Origin of the sequence: Curvibacter sp. PAE-UM (assembly GCF_001432305.1) — a bacterium.
GTDB lineage: Bacteria > Pseudomonadota > Gammaproteobacteria > Burkholderiales > Burkholderiaceae_C > Hylemonella.
This window is the reverse complement of the sequence record NZ_KQ483358.1, coordinates 701,519-717,046: the sequence shown is the minus strand read 5'-3', so window position 1 is coordinate 717,046 and position 15,528 is coordinate 701,519. Positions and strand designations below refer to the sequence as shown.

Here is a 15,528-nt window from a genome sequence, read left to right as displayed (position 1 = left end):
CCCCGGCGCCCCCCCTGCCACTGTCCGCTCGCCAACGGGGCGTCGAAGTGGTAGCTGGCCGCATGCAGCTGGACCTTGGGCACGAAGAAACCGGCGGCCCCCAGGACGGGATAACTCAACTGGCCGCGCATCACGCTGCGCTGCGTGTTGGGCTGGCCAGTCAGCCGGCGGTCGGCCTGGAAGTCGGTGTAGTCGGCCTCCAGGCCGACATCGAAGCCCCCGGCATCGGGTTGCAGATAACGCCCCACGATCTGTGGCAGGCGGTCATACGGCGGTGTGATCGGTGCCAGGGGGTCCTGCAGGGTTTGCCACTTGAGCGTGCGCAGCGAGGCCGAATAGTAGCCACGGCCCCAGTTCAGCGCGGCGTCATTGGCCAGCAGGCGCTGCGTCAGCGAAGTGGTCGTACGCGGGAAGTCGCGCCAGTAGTCGTCGTCGCTGACCCGGTTGAGGTTCAGGTTGAGTCCCAGTCCGCCCACGCTACTACTACCGGTGTCGATCACACCGGTATGCTGGTAGGAGCCGCCCCAGCGATCCCTCTGGCGCAGCAGGTCCCCCGGCATGTAGTCGGCCCGCAAGCGGCCCTGGTAGACCGGCTCAAGGTAGCGGAACTCACCGCCATAGTTCACGCCGCGCTTGCTCATCACCGTGGGGTAGAAAGTCGCATCCCGGTTGGGCGCGATGTTCCAGTAATAAGGCACGGTCACTTCGGTACCGCTGATGCTGTCCACGCCGAAAGTGGGCGCCAGCAGGCCGGATTTGCGCTTGTCGGAAAGCGGGAAGGTCACCGAGGAGACCCCCACCAGCCGCACATCCTGGAAGCTGAGCGTGGCGTCTTCCGCCTGCGCCGTTTCTTCTTCGCTGTCGAAGCGCAGCGTGGCCGCACGCAGGATCCAGTCGGGCATCCAGTCCGGCCCGGGCTGGCGCTGGCAGGTCGTGAAGGTGGCATTTCGCACCACGGCGCGCTTGTCGTCCAGGAAGTCAATGCGCTCGGCCTCGCCATGGGCATCGTTGGCCAACAGCTGGTAACTCGGTCGCTCGAAATAGCCCTCAAAGGCGCCCACCTTGAGTTCCAGCGCCGGACCCTCAAAGGTATTACCGGCCTGGTTGATGCGTACATTGCCGCGCGCCCGCGCCAGATCGCGGGCCTGGTCGTAGTCAAGATGGTCTGCGCGGATCACCAGATCGGTCCGCCGCAACACGACCTGGCCTTCGAGAGACACTTCGCTGTCGGTTTCCGCCGAAAGGCGCTGACTGGACAGGAAGGTAGGCGCAGCGTTGCGCTGCTCCTGCCCGATACGGTCCTCAAGTCGCGGACTCATGCGCAAGCGCAATGCGTCCTGCGCGGCAGGCACCTGCTGGGCGTGCGCCCAGCTGCCCTGCCACAGCACACAGGCCAGCAGTGCCAGTGGTTTCAGCACGGGACGCAAATGGATGGACAAAACGGAAGGGCCCGGGTGAAGCAGGGTTTGTAGAATGGATTATCCATGAGCCTACCTATTCCCACCCCTGCCGCGGCCAGCGCCACGCCCCCCGTCTCCTGGTCCAGCCCCGAACGCGCCGCTGCGTTCGATCGCTGGCTGGCCGGACTGGCCGGCCCGCAGCGCCTCCAGGCCTCCAGCCTGCGCCCGGCCTCGGCCGACGCCAGCTTCCGGCGCTACCTGCGTATCGATAGCGAACAGGGCAGCCGCATCATCATGGACGCCCCGCCGGACAAGGAAAATTGCCGCCCCTTCGTGCAGATCGCCAGCCTCATGGCGCAAGCCGGGCTGAACGTGCCGCAGATCCTGGCCTGGGACGAACCACTGGGCTTCATGCTGCTGTCCGACCTGGGCGGACAGACCATGATGCAGGTCATCGACAAGGACCAAGCCACGGCCAACCTGCCGCTGTACCTGAAGGCGGTGGATGCCCTGGTCGACTGGCAAAAGGCCTCACTGCCGGACGTACTGCCCCCTTACGACACGGCTTTGCTACGACGCGAACTCGAACTTTTCCCCGAGTGGTACCTGGCACGCCATCGCGGCGTTGCCGTCGAGGGCAAACTGCGCGAGACGCTGGACCGGATGTTCGCGCTCATCATCGAGCGCAATCTGGCCTGGCCCGGCGTCTACGTGCACCGCGATTTCATGCCGCGCAACCTGATGATCCCCGGCGATGCGGCCGAGACGCGACTCGGGGTACTGGACTTCCAGGATGCCGTGTATGGTCCCGTCACCTACGACATCGCCAGCCTGATGCGCGACGCTTTTCTCAGCTGGGAAGAGGACTTCGTGCTCGACGTGACCATCCGCTACTGGCAAAAGGCGCGTGCTGCCGGCCTGCCGGTTGGCGATGATTTCGGCGAGTTCTACCGCGGCGTCGAGTGGATGGGCCTGCAGCGCCACCTCAAGGTGGCCGGCATCTTCGCGCGGCTGACGCTGCGCGACGGCAAGCCGCAGTACCTGGCCGATGCGCCGCGTTTCATCGCCTATATCCGTGCCACCTGCTCGCGCTACATCGAACTCAAGCCCCTGCTGCGGCTGGTGGACGAGGTGGAGGGCATCAGCGACGCCGGCGGCTACGCCTTCGGCCGCGTCTGAAGGCGGTTCTCATGCCGCGCTTTCACTGTCCCACGCCGCAGCCCATCGGCGCCACGCTGGAACTGCCCGACAGCGCCGCGCGCCATGTGCAGGTCCTGCGCCTGCAGCCGGGCCAGACCATCACCCTGTTCAATGGCGAAGGCGGTGAAAGCGAGGCCCGCATCACCCGCATGGGGCGCAGCGACGTGCTCGTGGAGGTCGTCGCGCACGCCACCATCGAACGCGAAGCCCCGCGCGAGGTGCACCTGGCCGTGGGCATGCCTGCCAATGAGCGCATGGACTGGCTGGTCGAGAAGGCCACCGAGCTTGGCGTCGCCAGCCTGCAGCCGCTGCAGGCTGAACGCAGCGTGCTGCGCCTGGCCGGCGAGCGTGCCGAGAAGAAACGCAGCCACTGGCAGGGCGTGGCCATCGCGGCCTGCGAGCAGAGTGGCCGCAACCGCGTGCCAGCCGTGCATGCCGTGCAATCGGTCGCGGCCTGGCTCGCCTCCGGCCTGCCTGTGCAGCGTCTGCTGCTGTCGCTGCAAACCGACAGCGTCCCGCTCTCGCTGCAGCTGGCCCGCTTGTCCTCGCAGCCCGTGGTCTTCCTCTCGGGCCCCGAGGGCGGGTTGAGCCCCGCCGAAGAGCAGGCGGCGCGTGCGCAGGGTTTTGTGCCCGTCAGCCTCGGCGCACGCACGCTGCGCGCCGAAACGGCCCCACTGGCTGCGCTTGCAGCCCTTACACTGGGTCCATGAATCGCCCCCTGCTGTTGCTGGCTGTCTGCCAAGGCCTGTTCCTCACCAACAACGTCGTTTTCATCGCCATCAACGGCCTGGTCGGGCTGAGCCTGGCCCCGCTGGGCTGGATGGCCACGCTGCCCGTCATGGGGTATGTGGTCGGCGGTGCCTTGAGCACCGGTCTGGTGGCGCGCTCCCAGGCGCGCTACGGTCGCCAGATCTCCTTCCAGATCGGCCTGGGAGTGGCGCTGCTGTCGGCCCTGCTGTGCGCCTATGCCGCCTGGAGCCACAACTTCTGGCTGTTGGTGGCGGCCACCGTGGTGGCCGGTTATTACAGCGCCAACGGGCAGCTCTACCGTTTTGCCGCCGCCGAGCTGGCGGCCCCCGACTACCGCGAAAAAGCGGTATCGCTGGTGCTGGCCGGCGGCCTGATCGGCGCCATCGTCGGCCCGAACCTGGCCAAATACACCAAGAGCCTGCTGGCCACGCCTTTTGCCGGAGCCTATCTGGCGCTGGCGTTTGTTGCCGTGCTCGGCATGGGCCTGATGACCTTGGTGCGGTTTCCGGCCGTGCCGCGAGCGGCACCCGGCGCTTCCAGCGGCCGGCCGATCTGGGAGATCGTGCGCCAGCCCCTGTTTTTGGTGGCCATCGTCGGCGCTGCGCTGGGCTACGGCGTGATGAACCTGCTCATGGCGGCCACCCCGCTGGCCATGCAGGTCTGCGGTTATCCCTTTGACGATATGGCCCTGGTGCTGGAGTGGCACGTGATCGGCATGTTCGCCCCGGGCTTCTTCACCGGCCATCTGATCAAGCGCTTCGGCACACTGGCCATCATGGGCGTGGGCGTGCTGCTCAACTTCCTTTGCATCGTGATCGCGCTCACTGGGGTGGACCTGCACCAGTTCCTCATCGCGCTGTTCCTGCTCGGTGTGGGCTGGAACTTCCTTTTCACGGGCAGCACCACGCTGGCGCTGCAGGCCTACCGGCCCGAGGAAAAGGACCGGGCCCAGGCCGCCATCAATTTCTGCGTGTTTGCCGTCATGGCCCTGACCTCGTTTGCCTCCGGCGCGCTGGTCACCACCCAAGGCTGGCAATGGCTCAACATCGGTTCGCTGGTGCCGGTCGCGTTGACTGGCCTGGCACTGCTGTGGCTGGCGCTGCGCCGCCAGGCGGCCCCACCGGCCTGAGCAACTTCAAAACCAGCGGTCCAGCCACTGCTGCAGCCGGGCATAGACCGGCTCGCGCTCCAGTTCGTTGAAGATCTCGTGGTAAAGGCCCTCGAAGCAGTGGGCCGTCACCACCCGGGCCGGCGCGGCCTGGGCAAAAGCCGCGCTGCCGCGCGGGCTGACCAGCTTGTCCGCTCCCGCATAAAGCAGCAGCGTGGGTACCTGCCATAACGGTGCCGCTCCCAGCGTCGCTGCGCCGCCATCGGCGATGAAACGCGCCAGCCGCCCGGAAATGCGGTCGTGGATCAGCTTGTCATGCCGATAAGCCTGCACCACCTTCGGATCATGCGAGATCCAGGTCGGATCGAGGCCATTGCGTACGCGCAGATTCGGCGCGATCGACGGCAGCACCGCCAGCAGCAACTGCTGGATGGCATTGAGCCCGGGATCGAAGGCGGGTGAGGACAGCACCAGGCCATCCACGCGCGCCAGGCCCAGGGCCACCAGCCGCGCGGCGACCAGGCCGCCCATGCTGTGTCCCAGCAGGATCAGCGGCAAACCGGCGTCCATGCGCTTGCGCGTGCTGCTCAGCACGTCGGCCAGGTCTTCCACCAGGCGGTTGTCCGAGGGCAGACCCCCGCGCACGCCACCGGACTCGCCGTGGCCGTACTGGTCATAACCACGCACGGCGAAACCCCAGCTGTTGAGTCGCCGGGCCAGTTCGTCGTAGCGCCCGGCGTGTTCGCCCAGGCCGTGCACCAGCAGCACCACGCCGCGCAGCGGGGTGCCGGGGTCGAGTGGCCAGTCCTGGATGGCGAGGTTGTCGCCGTCGGCGGCGACAAAAGTGGTCAGAGTGGATTCCGGCATGCGTTGATCCTCAGGCCATCCGGGCGATGACCTGCGCCACCGCCGCCGTCAGCTTGCGAGCATAGGGCACGTGCAGGAACTCGTTGGGGCCGTGGGCGTTGCTCTTGGGGCCGAGCACGCCACAGACCATCATCTGGGCTTTCGGAAAACCGCGCGACAGCATGTTCATGAGCGGGATGGTGCCACCCTGGCCGATGTAGCCGCAAGGTGCACCGTAGAAGTTGCGCGAGGCCTCGTCCAGAGCCTGCGCGAACCAAGGCGCCGTCGCTGGCGCGTTCCAGCCGGTGGCCGAACTCAGGCCCTCGAAGGTCACGCGCGCCTGGTAAGGCGCGTTGTCTTCCAGCAGGGCCTTGAGCTCCTGCACCGCCGTGGCCGCCTCCACCAGGGGCGGCAGGCGCAGCGAGAGCTTGAAAGCGGTATGGGGGCGCAGCACGTTGCCGGCGTTCTGCAGGTCCGGCAGGCCTTCGGCACCGGTGACGCTGAGCGTCGGCACCCAGGTGCGGTTGAGCAGGGCCTGCAAGGGGTCGGTGGTCATCGGCAGGGCAACACGGCTGTCGCCCTCACAGTCGTAATGCACCCAGGGAAAGCGCCTGTACAGCTCCTCGCCCAGGATGGCGGCCGTGGCGCGGGCCTGCTCCAGGCGTTCGATAGGCACCTCGCAATGAAAACTCTGCGGCAGCAGACGGCCGGTCTTGCTGTCTTCCAGCCGGTCCAGGACCTGGCGCAGGATGCGAAAGCTTGAGGGCACGACACCACTGGCATCGCCCGAGTGCACGCCTTCGGTCAGGATCTCCACCTTGAGCACACCGCTGGCCATGCCGCGCAGGCTGGTGGTGAGCCAGAGCTGGTCGTAATTGCCAGCGCCGGAGTCCAGACAGACCACCAGGCCCACATCACCCAGGCGCGTACGCAGGGCATCCACATAGGGCAGCAAATCGTAGGAGCCGCTTTCCTCGCAGGTCTCGATCAGGCCGACGATGCGCGGATGGGCGAGTTTCTGGCTTTTCAGCGCGGCGATGGCCGCAATGCTGGCGTAGATGGCGTAGCCGTCGTCGGCACCGCCGCGGCCGTAGAGCTTGCCGTCTTCGTATTTGGCGGTCCAGGGCCCCAGGTCCTTGCGCCAGCCGCTGAACTCGGGTTGTTTGTCCAGGTGACCGTACATGAGCACGGTCTGCGATGACACCGTTGCATCGGATGCACCGCGGCTGGCCGGCAGTTCGAAGAAGATCACAGGCGTGCGGCCCTCGAGCCTGATCACTTCGAGTTTCAGGCCCTCGACCTTTTGCGCCTCGACCCAGGTGGCCGCATGACGAACCACGGTATCGATGTAGCCATGCTGCGCCCACTGCGGGTCGAACATGGGCGACTTGGCCGGGATGGCGATGTAGTCGCTGAGCTGGCGCACGATGTCCCCGTCCCAGGCGCGGCTGATCTCCTCCAGCGCCTGGGCGGTATCGAGCACGGTTTGGGGGGCACGGGTGTTCATGCGCATCCTTGTCGAAATGCTGGGCCGCTGCCAGTATATTCATCCCCGGCCTGCTTACACTCTCAAAACCATCAGGAGACCCCCGTGACTACAGCCTCCCCCCTGCGCCGCGGCCTGCTGCTCGCCTGCGCCGCGGCTCTATGCGGCCTGGCCCAGCCGGCCGTGGCCCAGGCCAGGATTCCCCTGCGCATCTCCTCCCCCGCCGTGCCCGACGACTGGCACGCAAAAATGTGGACCGTGTTCAAGGATGCGCTGGAGAAATCCGCCCCGAACCAGTTCGACGTGCAGATCAACCTCAACGCCTCGCTGTTCAAGCAGGGCGCCGAGCCGGCCGCCATGGCGCGTGGCAACCTGGAACTGGCCTCGATCTCGGCCTTCGACATCGCCAAGCTGGTGCCGGCCTTCTCGATCTTCACCGCCGGTTATGTGGTGCGGGACCCGCAGCACCAGCAGAAGGTCTTCAACGGCCCGATCGGCACCGAACTGTTCAAGACCGTGTCCGAGAAGATGGACGTGACCGTGCTCTCCACGGTCTATCTGGGCACGCGCCAGCTCAACCTGCGCGAGGTGCGCAACGTACGCACGCCGGCCGACCTCAAGGGCGTGAAGCTGCGCATGCCCGGCACCAAGGAATGGCTGTTCCTGGGTGACGCACTGGGCGCCACCGCCACGCCGCTGGCCTTCGGCGAGGTCTATCTGGGCCTGAAGACCGGCACCATCGACGGCCAGGACAACCCGCTGCCCACGGCGCGGGCCGCCAAGTTCTACGAGGTGACCAAACAACTGGTGCTGACCCAGCACCTGGTCGACAGTCTCTTCATCACCATCTCCAACAGGAGCTGGAACGCCCTGACGCCAGCGCAGAAGCAGCACGTGACGGCCGCGGCACAGGCGGCAGCGAAGTTCAACAACGAGAACCGGATCAAGGAAGAGGGCCAGCTGGTGGACTTCTTCCGGCAACAGGGTTTGCAGATCAGCACACCCGACGTCGAGGCCTTCCGCAAATCGGTCCAGGACACCTACGCGCGTTCGGACTACGCCAAGGTCTGGCCGGCGGGTCTGCTCGAGCGCATCAACGCCACCCGCTGATCCATGGGCCTGCTGCGCAAGGCCGCCCAGACACTGGGCGGTGTGATGTTCCTGGGTCTTTTCGGGGTCTTCCTGGTGCAGATCACGGCCCGCTTCGGCTTCAACCGGCCCCTGCCCTGGACCGATGAGCTGGCCGTGGTGCTCTACCTGTGGGTCATCCTTTGGGCTTCGGCTTTCATGGTGCCCGAGCGCGAGCACGTGGTGTTCGACCTGCTGTGGAACAGCGCCAGCCGGCGCGTGCGCCGCGTCATGCGTTTCGCAGGCCACCTGATGATCGGCGGCCTGGCGGCAGTGGCCATCCCGGCCAGCTGGGACTATGTGCATTTCATGGGGCGCGAAGGCACGCCCGTGCTCGGCCTGTCCTTTGAGTGGGTCTTCCTGCCCTTCGTGCTGCTGCTGCTGGCCCTGGTGGGGCGCAGCCTGCATGGCCTCTGGCGGACCTACCGCGGCCAGGACCTGGACGACCCGGAGCCTTCCTCATGAGCCTGGCGCTGTGGACTCTGGTGGGCGTGGTGCTGGCCGGCATGCTGCTGCGCATGCCGATCGGGTTTTCGATGCTGATGGCCGGGGTGGCCTATCTGCTGGTCAAGGGCCAGGACCTGGGCCTGGTGGCCGAGCAGGTCAGCAACGGCCTGTACAACAGCTATGTGCTGCTGGCCGTGCCGCTCTTCGTTTTCGCCGCCAACATCATGAACGCGGGCACGGTCAGCGAACGCATCTTCGACTTCTGCCGCATCCTGGTCGGCCGCATGCGCGGCGGCCTGGCGCAGGTGGACATCCTGGTCAGCGTGATTTTTTCAGGCATGAGCGGCAGCGCCATTGCCGACGCCGCCGGGCCAGGCCTGGTCACGATCAAGCAGATGCTCAAGAAGCCCGAGTACAGCCGCGGTTTTGCCGGGGCCGTGGTCGTGGCCAGCGCCACCCTGGGGCCCATCATCCCGCCCTCCATTCCCATGGTGATCTATGCGCTGGTGTCGGGCGCCTCGGTCGGTGCGCTGTTTCTCGGTGGCGTGGTGCCCGGGGTATGCATGACGCTGCTCATGATGGGTGTGGTGCACTACATCGCCCACAAGCGCAATATGCCGCGCGAGGCCCCGGTGCCGCTCAAGGAATGGCCGGGCATCCTGTTTCGCGGGGCGTTGCCGCTGTCCATGCCCATCGTGCTGCTGGGCGGCATCTACTCAGGCGCCTTCACGCCCACCGAGGCAGCGGCCGTCGCCGCCCTGCACGCGTTGATCCTGGCCGCCGTGGTCTTCCGCGCGCTGAGCTGGCGCTCGTTCTGGGGCGTGGTGCTGGAGTCCACACGTTCCAGCGCCGTGATCACCATCATCCTGGCCGGCTCCTTCATGCTGAACTATGCGTTCACGGCCGAAGGGGTACCCCAGGCCATGGCCGCCTGGGTCGACGGCCTGCAGCTGAGCCGTCTGCAGTTCCTGTTCATGGTGAACGCGCTGTTCCTGGTGCTGGGCTGTTTCCTGGATGTCTCCGTCCTGCTGCTGGTCTTCGTGCCCATGCTGCTGCCCGCGGCCAGGATGCTGGGCGTAGACCTGGTCCACTTCGGCGTGCTGGTGGTGCTCAACATGATGATCGGGCTGATCCATCCGCCCTTTGGCATGCTGCTCTTTGTCACCAAGGCACTGACCGGCATTCCCATCGGCGAGATGATGCGCGAAGGCTGGCTCTTCCTGGTGATGTTGCTGGGGCTGCTGGTGGCCATGACCCTGTTTCCCGAGATCGTGCTCTGGCTGCCCCGGACCATGGGCTACGGCAGCACGGCGGGCGGCTGAGGCACAAGCCGCGTGCAGTACGGCTAGATATCGAGCGCCCAGATACCGGGCAGATTGCGCCAGTAGCCATAGGCGTCCATGCCATAACCGACCAGAAACTTGTTCGGCACCACCAGGCCCACGTAATCGGGGCGGGCCGGTTTGGACTTGCCGATGGCCTTGTCGGCAAACACCGCCAGCAGCACCTCCGTGGCGCCCATCGCCAGCAGGCGTTCCTGCACATGCGCCAGGGTCTCGCCCTCGTCCAGGATGTCGTCGAGCACGATCACCGTGCGCCCGCGCACATCGGCGCGCGGCTCCACCTTCCACTCGATGCGTCCGCCATGGTCCTTGGCGCCGTAGCGGGTGACGTGGATGTAATCGAACTCCAGGGGGAAACTCAGGCGCGTCAGGAGCTGGCCCGCAAACACCACGGCGCCGCCCATCACACCCAGCACCAAGGGGAAAGCGGGGGCGCCCTCCTGCTCAAAACGGGCATTGATCTGGCCCGCCATCCGGGCCAGCGCCGCCTGCACAGCCGCGGCGTCAAACACCTCCGTGGCCTGGGCCAGCAGGGCACGGGCCTTGGTCGCGTGGGCGAGGGCGCTCATTTCTGGGGTGGCAGACATGGTCGGCTCCCGGTACGGATGTTCAACGCGAAAACTTCAGCACCGCCGTGCTGGCCAGCAGATTGGGCATGAAACGCCGCAGGCGGCCGTTGTGCAGGCCGAAGCTGTCCAGTATCTGCAAACCGTTGCGTTGGGCCAGCACTTCGAGATCGGCATGGGTGCCGACGCGGATATTGGGTGTGTCGTACCACTGGTAAGGCAGGCGGCGCGTCACCGGCATGCGTCCGCCCAGCACGCTCAAGCGGTTGGGCCAGTGCGCAAAATTGGGGAAGGCCACGATGCCCATGCGGCCCACGCGCGCCGTCTCGCGCAGCACGGTCTCGGCATTGCGCAGATGCTGCAAGGTGTCGATCTGCAGCACCACGTCGAAGCTCTGGTCTTCGAACAGGGCCAGGCCTTCGTCCAGGTTGAGCTGGATGACGTTCACCCCGCGCTGCACGCAAGCCAGCACGTTGTCGTCGGCGATCTCGATGCCGTAGCCGCTGCAGCCGCGTGTGGCCTGCAGATGGGCCAGCAGGGCGCCGTCGCCGCAGCCCAGGTCCAGCACGCGGGCGCCCTGCGGCACCAGGCTGGCGATGGTTTCCAGGGTCAGGCGGTCGCTCACTGGGTAAGCTCCGTGCTGAGCACTGCGGTGCAAGCGCCTTCGGGCAGCCGGGCGGCGCTCATGCTGCCAGCTCCTGCGCAACGCCCTGGAAGTAGGAGCGCACCAGCTTCATGTAGCGCGCGTCGTCCAGCAGGAAGGCGTCGTGTCCATGCGGCGCATCGATCTCGGCGTAGCTGAGCTCGCGCCGGTTGTCGAGCAGAGCCTTGACGATCTCGCGGCTGCGTTTGGGCGAGAAACGCCAATCGGTGCTGAAACTCACCAGCAGGAACTTGCAACGCGCCGCCGCCAGCGCGCGCGTCAGGTCACCGTCGTGCCGTCGTGCCGGATCGAAGTAGTCCAGCGCGCGTGTGATCAGCAGGTAGGTGTTGGCGTCGAAGTACTCGCTGAACTTGTCACCCTGGTAACGCAGGTAGCTCTCGATCTGGAATTCGATGTCCTGGGTCGAGTACTTGAGATCCAGGCCCTCGCGCAGCTGGCGGCCGAACTTCTCGTTCATGACGTCGTCGCTCAGGTAGGTGATATGGCCGATCATGCGTGCGATGCGCAGGCCGCGCTTGGGGATCACGCCGTGCTCGTAGAAATGTCCACGGTGAAAATCCGGGTCGGTCACGATGGCGCGGCGCGCCACTTCGTTGAAAGCAATGTTCTCGGCGTTGAGGTTGGGCGCGCTGGCCACCACCACGGCGTGGCGCACACGCCCGGGGTACTGCAGTGTCCAGCTCAAAGCCTGCATGCCGCCCAGGCTGCCGCCCATGACAGCCGCCAGGGTCTGGATGCCCAGGGCATCGAGCAGGCGCGCCTGGGCATTGACCCAGTCCTCCACCGTCACCACCGGGAAGTCGGCGCCGTAGACCTTGCCCGTGTCCGGATTCACATGCATGGGCCCGGTGGAGCCGAAGCAGGAGCCCAGGTTGTTGACGCCGATGACGAAAAACTTGTCGGTGTCCACCGGCTTGCCCGGGCCGATCATGTTGTCCCACCAGCCCTCGCTTTTGGGCTGGCCTTCGTAGACGCCGGCCACGTGGTGCGAGGCGTTGAGGGCATGGCAGATCAGCACGGCGTTGGACTTGTCGGCATTGAGCCTGCCGTAGGTCTCGTAGGCCAGGGTGTAGCCGCGGATGCTCGCGCCGCTCTGCAAGGGCAGGGTGGCATCGAAGGTCATGGCCTGGGGCTGGGCAATCAACATCAGTAGCTTAAAAAACAAAACCCGGCATAGCGTTCAGCTAGGCCGGGTCTCAGATGGCGGAAACACCTTGCCTGTTTAGCTGAACTTCGGAACTCCAGGGTTCCGGCGCCCGCAATCGGGTTCAAATCGGCGCTGAGGATTAGTATAAGTCCAAGTCTTCACCACCCGATACCGGAGTAACCCATGTCCGAGCTGTACGGATCCGACGCCTACGCCCCGAGCGAAATCGCCCAGCGCATCGAATCGGTCGGGGTGAGCAAGGCGCGCCTGCCGACCTTGCCTCTGTTGATGCTGGGTGTGCTCGCGGGCGCTTTCATCGGTCTGGGAGCCATGCTGTTCGTGCTGGTGAAGTCCGATGCCACGCTGGGTTTTGCCGCAACGGCCATCGGGGGCGGCCTGGTGTTCTCGCTCGGCCTGTTGCTGGTGGTGGTGGCCGGGGCCGAACTCTTCACCGGTAACAACCTGCTGGCCATGGCCTGGGCCGATGGCCGCATCAGCAGTGCGGAAGTGCTGCGCAACTGGGTGCTGGTGTGCGTGGCCAACTTCGTCGGCGCGGCCGGCCTGGCGGTGCTGGTGTTTGCCAGCGGCCACACCGACATGAACGGCGGTGCCATCGGCCAGCAGGTCGTGAAGATCGCGCTGGCCAAGCAGGACCTGTCACCGGTACAGGCCTTCTTTCGCGGCGTGCTGTGCAATGTGCTGGTCTGCATGGCCGTGTGGATGGCCATGGCCGGGCGCAGCGTGGTGGACAAGGCGGTGGCCGTGGTGCCGCCCATCACGGCCTTTGTCGCCGCCGGCTTCGAGCACAGCATTGCCAATATGTACCTGATGCCGCTGGCCATGCTGCTGCAACACTTCGGCCCGCTGGGCGCGACGCCTCCGGTCACCTGGAGCGGCATGCTGGGCAATCTGCTGCCGGTGATCGCCGGCAATCTGGTCGGCGGCAGTGTGCTGGTGGGCCTGGCCTACCACGTGATCTACCGGCGCAAGCCGGGCTAGGACGGACAGGCCCTAAGCGCCCCAGCCGAACAGCACCGCCAGGCCCAGCACCACGAAGATCCCCGCCGAGACGAGGTGCACCAGCCGGATCGGAATGCGGCGCGTCATGCGCTCGCCCAGCCAGACCACGGGCGCGTTGGCCAGCATCATGCCCAGCGTGGTCCCGGCGACCACCCAGGCCCAGGCCTGGTATTGCGCGGCCAGCATCACGGTCGCGATCTGGGTCTTGTCGCCCATCTCGGCCAGGAAGAAGGCGACCACGGTGGTGCCAAACACACCCCAGCGAGGCTGGGTGGCTTCGTCGTCGTCGTCGAACTTGTCGGGGATCAGCATCCAGGCCGCCATGGCCAGGAAGGACAGGCCCAGGATCCAGCGCAACCAGACCGGACCCAGCACCGTGGTGACCCAGGCCCCGAGCGCACCGGCCAGGGCATGGTTGACCACGGTGGCGACCAGGATGCCGGCCACGATGGGCCAGGGTTTGCGAAAACGAACCGCCAGGATGAGGGCGAGCAGCTGCGTCTTGTCGCCCATTTCGGCCAGCGCGACCAGGCCGGTCGAAATCAGAAAAGCTTCCATCGGTCAATTCTACCGAGCCGGTTCGCGGCCCCTCCCAGCCCGGCTTGGTGCGTTCGTTGCACTCCCTTGGCGCAGTTTGGCCTGGATTTTGCTTGTCATTGGTGCATTTCTTAAAAATTCTGGTTTTTGCACCAGACAAAAGCATTTTTTCGGAGATCTCAAAATGGACGCACTAAAGCAGGGCGCTGATGCCCTGTTCATCCTGCTCGGCGCCATCATGGTTCTGGCCATGCACGCCGGCTTTGCCTTCCTGGAACTAGGCACCGTACGGCGCAAGAACCAGGTCAATGCCCTGATCAAGATCCTGGTGGACTTCTCGGTCTCCACCGTGGTCTATTTCCTGGTCGGTTATGGCGTGGCCTATGGCACCAACTTTCTGATCGGCGCCGAACAGCTGGTGGCCAAGAATGGCTACGAGTTGGTGAAGTTCTTTTTCCTGCTGACGTTTGCGGCCGCCATTCCGGCCATCATCTCTGGCGGCATTGCAGAGCGCGCCAAGTTCTGGCCGCAACTGATCGCCACCGGCGTGATCGTCGGCTTTGTCTATCCCTTCTTCGAAGGCATCGCCTGGAACCAGCACTTCGGCATCCAGGCCTGGATCAAGTCCGTCACCGGCGAGGAGTTCCATGACTTCGCGGGCAGCATCGTGGTGCACGCCGTGGGCGGCTGGATCGCGCTGCCGGCCGTGCTCTTGTTGGGTGCGCGCTACAACCGCTACCGCAAGGATGGCGGCATCTCGGCCCACCCGCCCTCCAGCATCCCTTTCCTGGCCCTGGGCGCCTGGGTGCTGGTGGTCGGCTGGTTCGGCTTCAACGTCATGAGCGCCCAGACCCTGGACAAGATCTCGGGCCTGGTGGCGGTCAACTCCCTGATGGCCATGGCTGGCGGCACGCTGGCCGCGTTGCTGCTGGGCAAGAACGACCCGGGCTTCGTGCACAACGGCCCCCTGGCCGGCCTGGTCGCCGTCTGCGCCGGCTCGGACCTGATGCATCCACTGGGCGCGCTGGTGGTGGGCGGCGTGGCCGGTGCCATCTTCGTCTTCATGTTCACGCTGACGCAGAACAAGTGGAAGATCGACGACGTGCTGGGCGTGTGGCCCCTGCATGGGCTGTGCGGGACCTGGGGCGGCATCGCCGCCGGCATCTTCGGCAGCAAGGCCCTGGGCGGCCTGGGTGGCGTCACCCTCACGGGCCAGCTGATCGGCACCGGCCTGGGCGTGTTGTGGGCGCTGATCGGCGGCTTCGTGGTCTACGGTGCGCTCAAGGTCACCATGGGTCTGCGCCTGAGCCAGGAAGAGGAGTTCGACGGCGCCGACCTGAGCATCCACAAGATCGGCGCAACATCGGACCGCGAGGTCAACTGGTAAGCCCCGCCTTCTGGCCCATGCGTTGCAACAACCAGGGCCAGGCCCGGCGTTCCAGCGTCCAGCGCCCGGGGCCGTAAATGGCCAGCCCTGCCAGCAGCACACCCCAGAGGATGTGCTGCTGCAGGGCGGCCGGTGCGATCTCGGCCAGACTGATGACGGCCACGGCATTCACCACACTCAGGCCCAGCGCCGCGAAGCGGGCACCCAGACCCAGGACCAGGATGAGCGGCAGCAGCAGTTCACCCGCCGTGCCCAGCCAGGCAGCCAGCGCGGGCGACAGCAGCGGCACCTGGTACTCGTCGGTGAACAGGGCCACCGTGATCTCCCAATCGCGCAGCTTGGTGAGACCGGACAGGAAAAAGACCTGCGCCACGTACAAGCGCGCCAGCAGGGCGGCGGCCGGCTGCAGGGCTTGCAAGCCCTGGCTCAGCCGGGTCCACAGAAACAGCGGCAGCGAATGGGTGTTGGTTCTTGGCATGGTGTGACTCTCCTCGTATTT

The 15,528-nt window shown here is 66.0% G+C and carries 16 protein-coding genes; 8 read left to right on the top strand and 8 right to left on the bottom strand.

Annotated features, from left to right (window positions below):
- The coding region (locus tag AO057_RS18195; protein WP_240480726.1) for an LPS-assembly protein LptD at positions 1-1,418 on the bottom strand (1,418 nt) is incomplete at its 3' end.
- 66 nt (positions 1,419-1,484) lie between these two features.
- Here AO057_RS18195 and AO057_RS03565 point away from each other — a divergent pair.
- From AO057_RS03565 to AO057_RS03555, 3 genes are read left to right on the top strand one after another with little or no spacing between them, the layout of a single operon-like run.
- Complete coding sequence (locus AO057_RS03565; protein ID WP_057674340.1) at positions 1,485-2,579, top strand: aminoglycoside phosphotransferase family protein; 1,095 nt, start codon at positions 1,485-1,487, stop codon at positions 2,577-2,579.
- 11 nt (positions 2,580-2,590) lie between these two features.
- Positions 2,591-3,310, top strand: coding sequence for a 16S rRNA (uracil(1498)-N(3))-methyltransferase (locus AO057_RS03560; protein WP_057674339.1), 720 nt, complete (start codon positions 2,591-2,593; stop codon positions 3,308-3,310).
- Positions 3,307-4,479 (top strand): MFS transporter, encoded by a 1,173-nt coding sequence (locus AO057_RS03555; protein WP_057674338.1) that lies wholly within the window; start codon positions 3,307-3,309, stop codon positions 4,477-4,479. Before AO057_RS03560 ends, AO057_RS03555 begins: the two co-directional genes overlap by 4 nt.
- Positions 4,480-4,485: 6 nt before the next feature.
- Here the strand turns inward: AO057_RS03555 and AO057_RS03550 are convergent, their stop codons facing one another.
- Both AO057_RS03550 and AO057_RS03545 read right to left on the bottom strand, forming a co-directional pair.
- Positions 4,486-5,325: an alpha/beta hydrolase gene (locus tag AO057_RS03550; protein WP_057674337.1), complete on the bottom strand. Its 840-nt coding sequence runs from the start codon at positions 5,323-5,325 to the stop codon at positions 4,486-4,488.
- A gap of 10 nt (positions 5,326-5,335) precedes the next feature.
- The gene (locus AO057_RS03545) at positions 5,336-6,811 is read right to left on the bottom strand and encodes a M20 family metallopeptidase (protein WP_057677154.1); all 1,476 of its coding nucleotides are present in this window, start codon (positions 6,809-6,811) and stop codon (positions 5,336-5,338) included.
- Positions 6,812-6,895: 84 nt separating this feature from the next.
- Between AO057_RS03545 and AO057_RS03540 the strand changes: the two genes are divergently transcribed.
- From AO057_RS03540 to AO057_RS03530, 3 genes are read left to right on the top strand one after another with little or no spacing between them, the layout of a single operon-like run.
- Positions 6,896-7,900 (top strand): sialic acid TRAP transporter substrate-binding protein SiaP, encoded by a 1,005-nt coding sequence (locus AO057_RS03540; RefSeq protein ID WP_082605398.1) that lies wholly within the window; start codon positions 6,896-6,898, stop codon positions 7,898-7,900.
- A gap of 3 nt (positions 7,901-7,903) precedes the next feature.
- On the top strand, positions 7,904-8,383 hold the full coding sequence (locus AO057_RS03535; protein ID WP_057674336.1) for a TRAP transporter small permease: 480 nt from the start codon (positions 7,904-7,906) through the stop codon (positions 8,381-8,383).
- A complete protein-coding gene (locus tag AO057_RS03530; protein ID WP_057674335.1) occupies positions 8,380-9,687 on the top strand; it encodes a TRAP transporter large permease in 1,308 nt (435 codons plus the stop codon). The genes AO057_RS03535 and AO057_RS03530 overlap by 4 nt, the downstream gene beginning before the upstream one ends.
- A gap of 23 nt (positions 9,688-9,710) precedes the next feature.
- Here the strand turns inward: AO057_RS03530 and AO057_RS03525 are convergent, their stop codons facing one another.
- The 3 genes from AO057_RS03525 to AO057_RS03515 are packed head-to-tail and all read right to left on the bottom strand — an operon-like array spanning position 9,711 to position 12,088.
- Positions 9,711-10,295 (bottom strand): hypoxanthine-guanine phosphoribosyltransferase, encoded by a 585-nt coding sequence (locus AO057_RS03525; RefSeq protein WP_240480725.1) that lies wholly within the window; start codon positions 10,293-10,295, stop codon positions 9,711-9,713.
- A 22-nt stretch (positions 10,296-10,317) separates the two neighbouring features.
- Positions 10,318-10,899 carry a methionine biosynthesis protein MetW gene (metW, locus tag AO057_RS03520; RefSeq protein ID WP_057674333.1) on the bottom strand — a complete coding sequence of 194 codons (582 nt, stop codon included), beginning with the start codon at positions 10,897-10,899 and terminating at the stop codon, positions 10,318-10,320.
- A gap of 58 nt (positions 10,900-10,957) precedes the next feature.
- Positions 10,958-12,088 (bottom strand): homoserine O-succinyltransferase MetX, encoded by a 1,131-nt coding sequence (locus AO057_RS03515; protein WP_156404617.1) that lies wholly within the window; start codon positions 12,086-12,088, stop codon positions 10,958-10,960.
- A 180-nt stretch (positions 12,089-12,268) separates the two neighbouring features.
- Here AO057_RS03515 and AO057_RS03510 point away from each other — a divergent pair, with 180 nt between their 5' ends.
- Positions 12,269-13,084, top strand: coding sequence for a formate/nitrite transporter family protein (locus AO057_RS03510; RefSeq protein WP_057674331.1), 816 nt, complete (start codon positions 12,269-12,271; stop codon positions 13,082-13,084).
- A 12-nt stretch (positions 13,085-13,096) separates the two neighbouring features.
- Here the strand turns inward: AO057_RS03510 and AO057_RS03505 are convergent, their stop codons facing one another.
- Positions 13,097-13,663 (bottom strand): TMEM165/GDT1 family protein, encoded by a 567-nt coding sequence (locus tag AO057_RS03505; RefSeq protein WP_057674330.1) that lies wholly within the window; start codon positions 13,661-13,663, stop codon positions 13,097-13,099.
- Positions 13,664-13,826: 163 nt separating this feature from the next.
- Between AO057_RS03505 and AO057_RS03500 the strand changes: the two genes are divergently transcribed.
- Positions 13,827-15,029: an ammonium transporter gene (locus tag AO057_RS03500; protein WP_057674329.1), complete on the top strand. Its 1,203-nt coding sequence runs from the start codon at positions 13,827-13,829 to the stop codon at positions 15,027-15,029.
- On the opposite strand, the gene AO057_RS03495 is transcribed toward AO057_RS03500, so the two are convergent.
- Positions 15,019-15,507, bottom strand: coding sequence for a DoxX family protein (locus AO057_RS03495; protein ID WP_057674328.1), 489 nt, complete (start codon positions 15,505-15,507; stop codon positions 15,019-15,021). The genes AO057_RS03500 and AO057_RS03495 overlap by 11 nt on opposite strands.
- Positions 15,508-15,528: the final 21 nt, after the last annotated feature.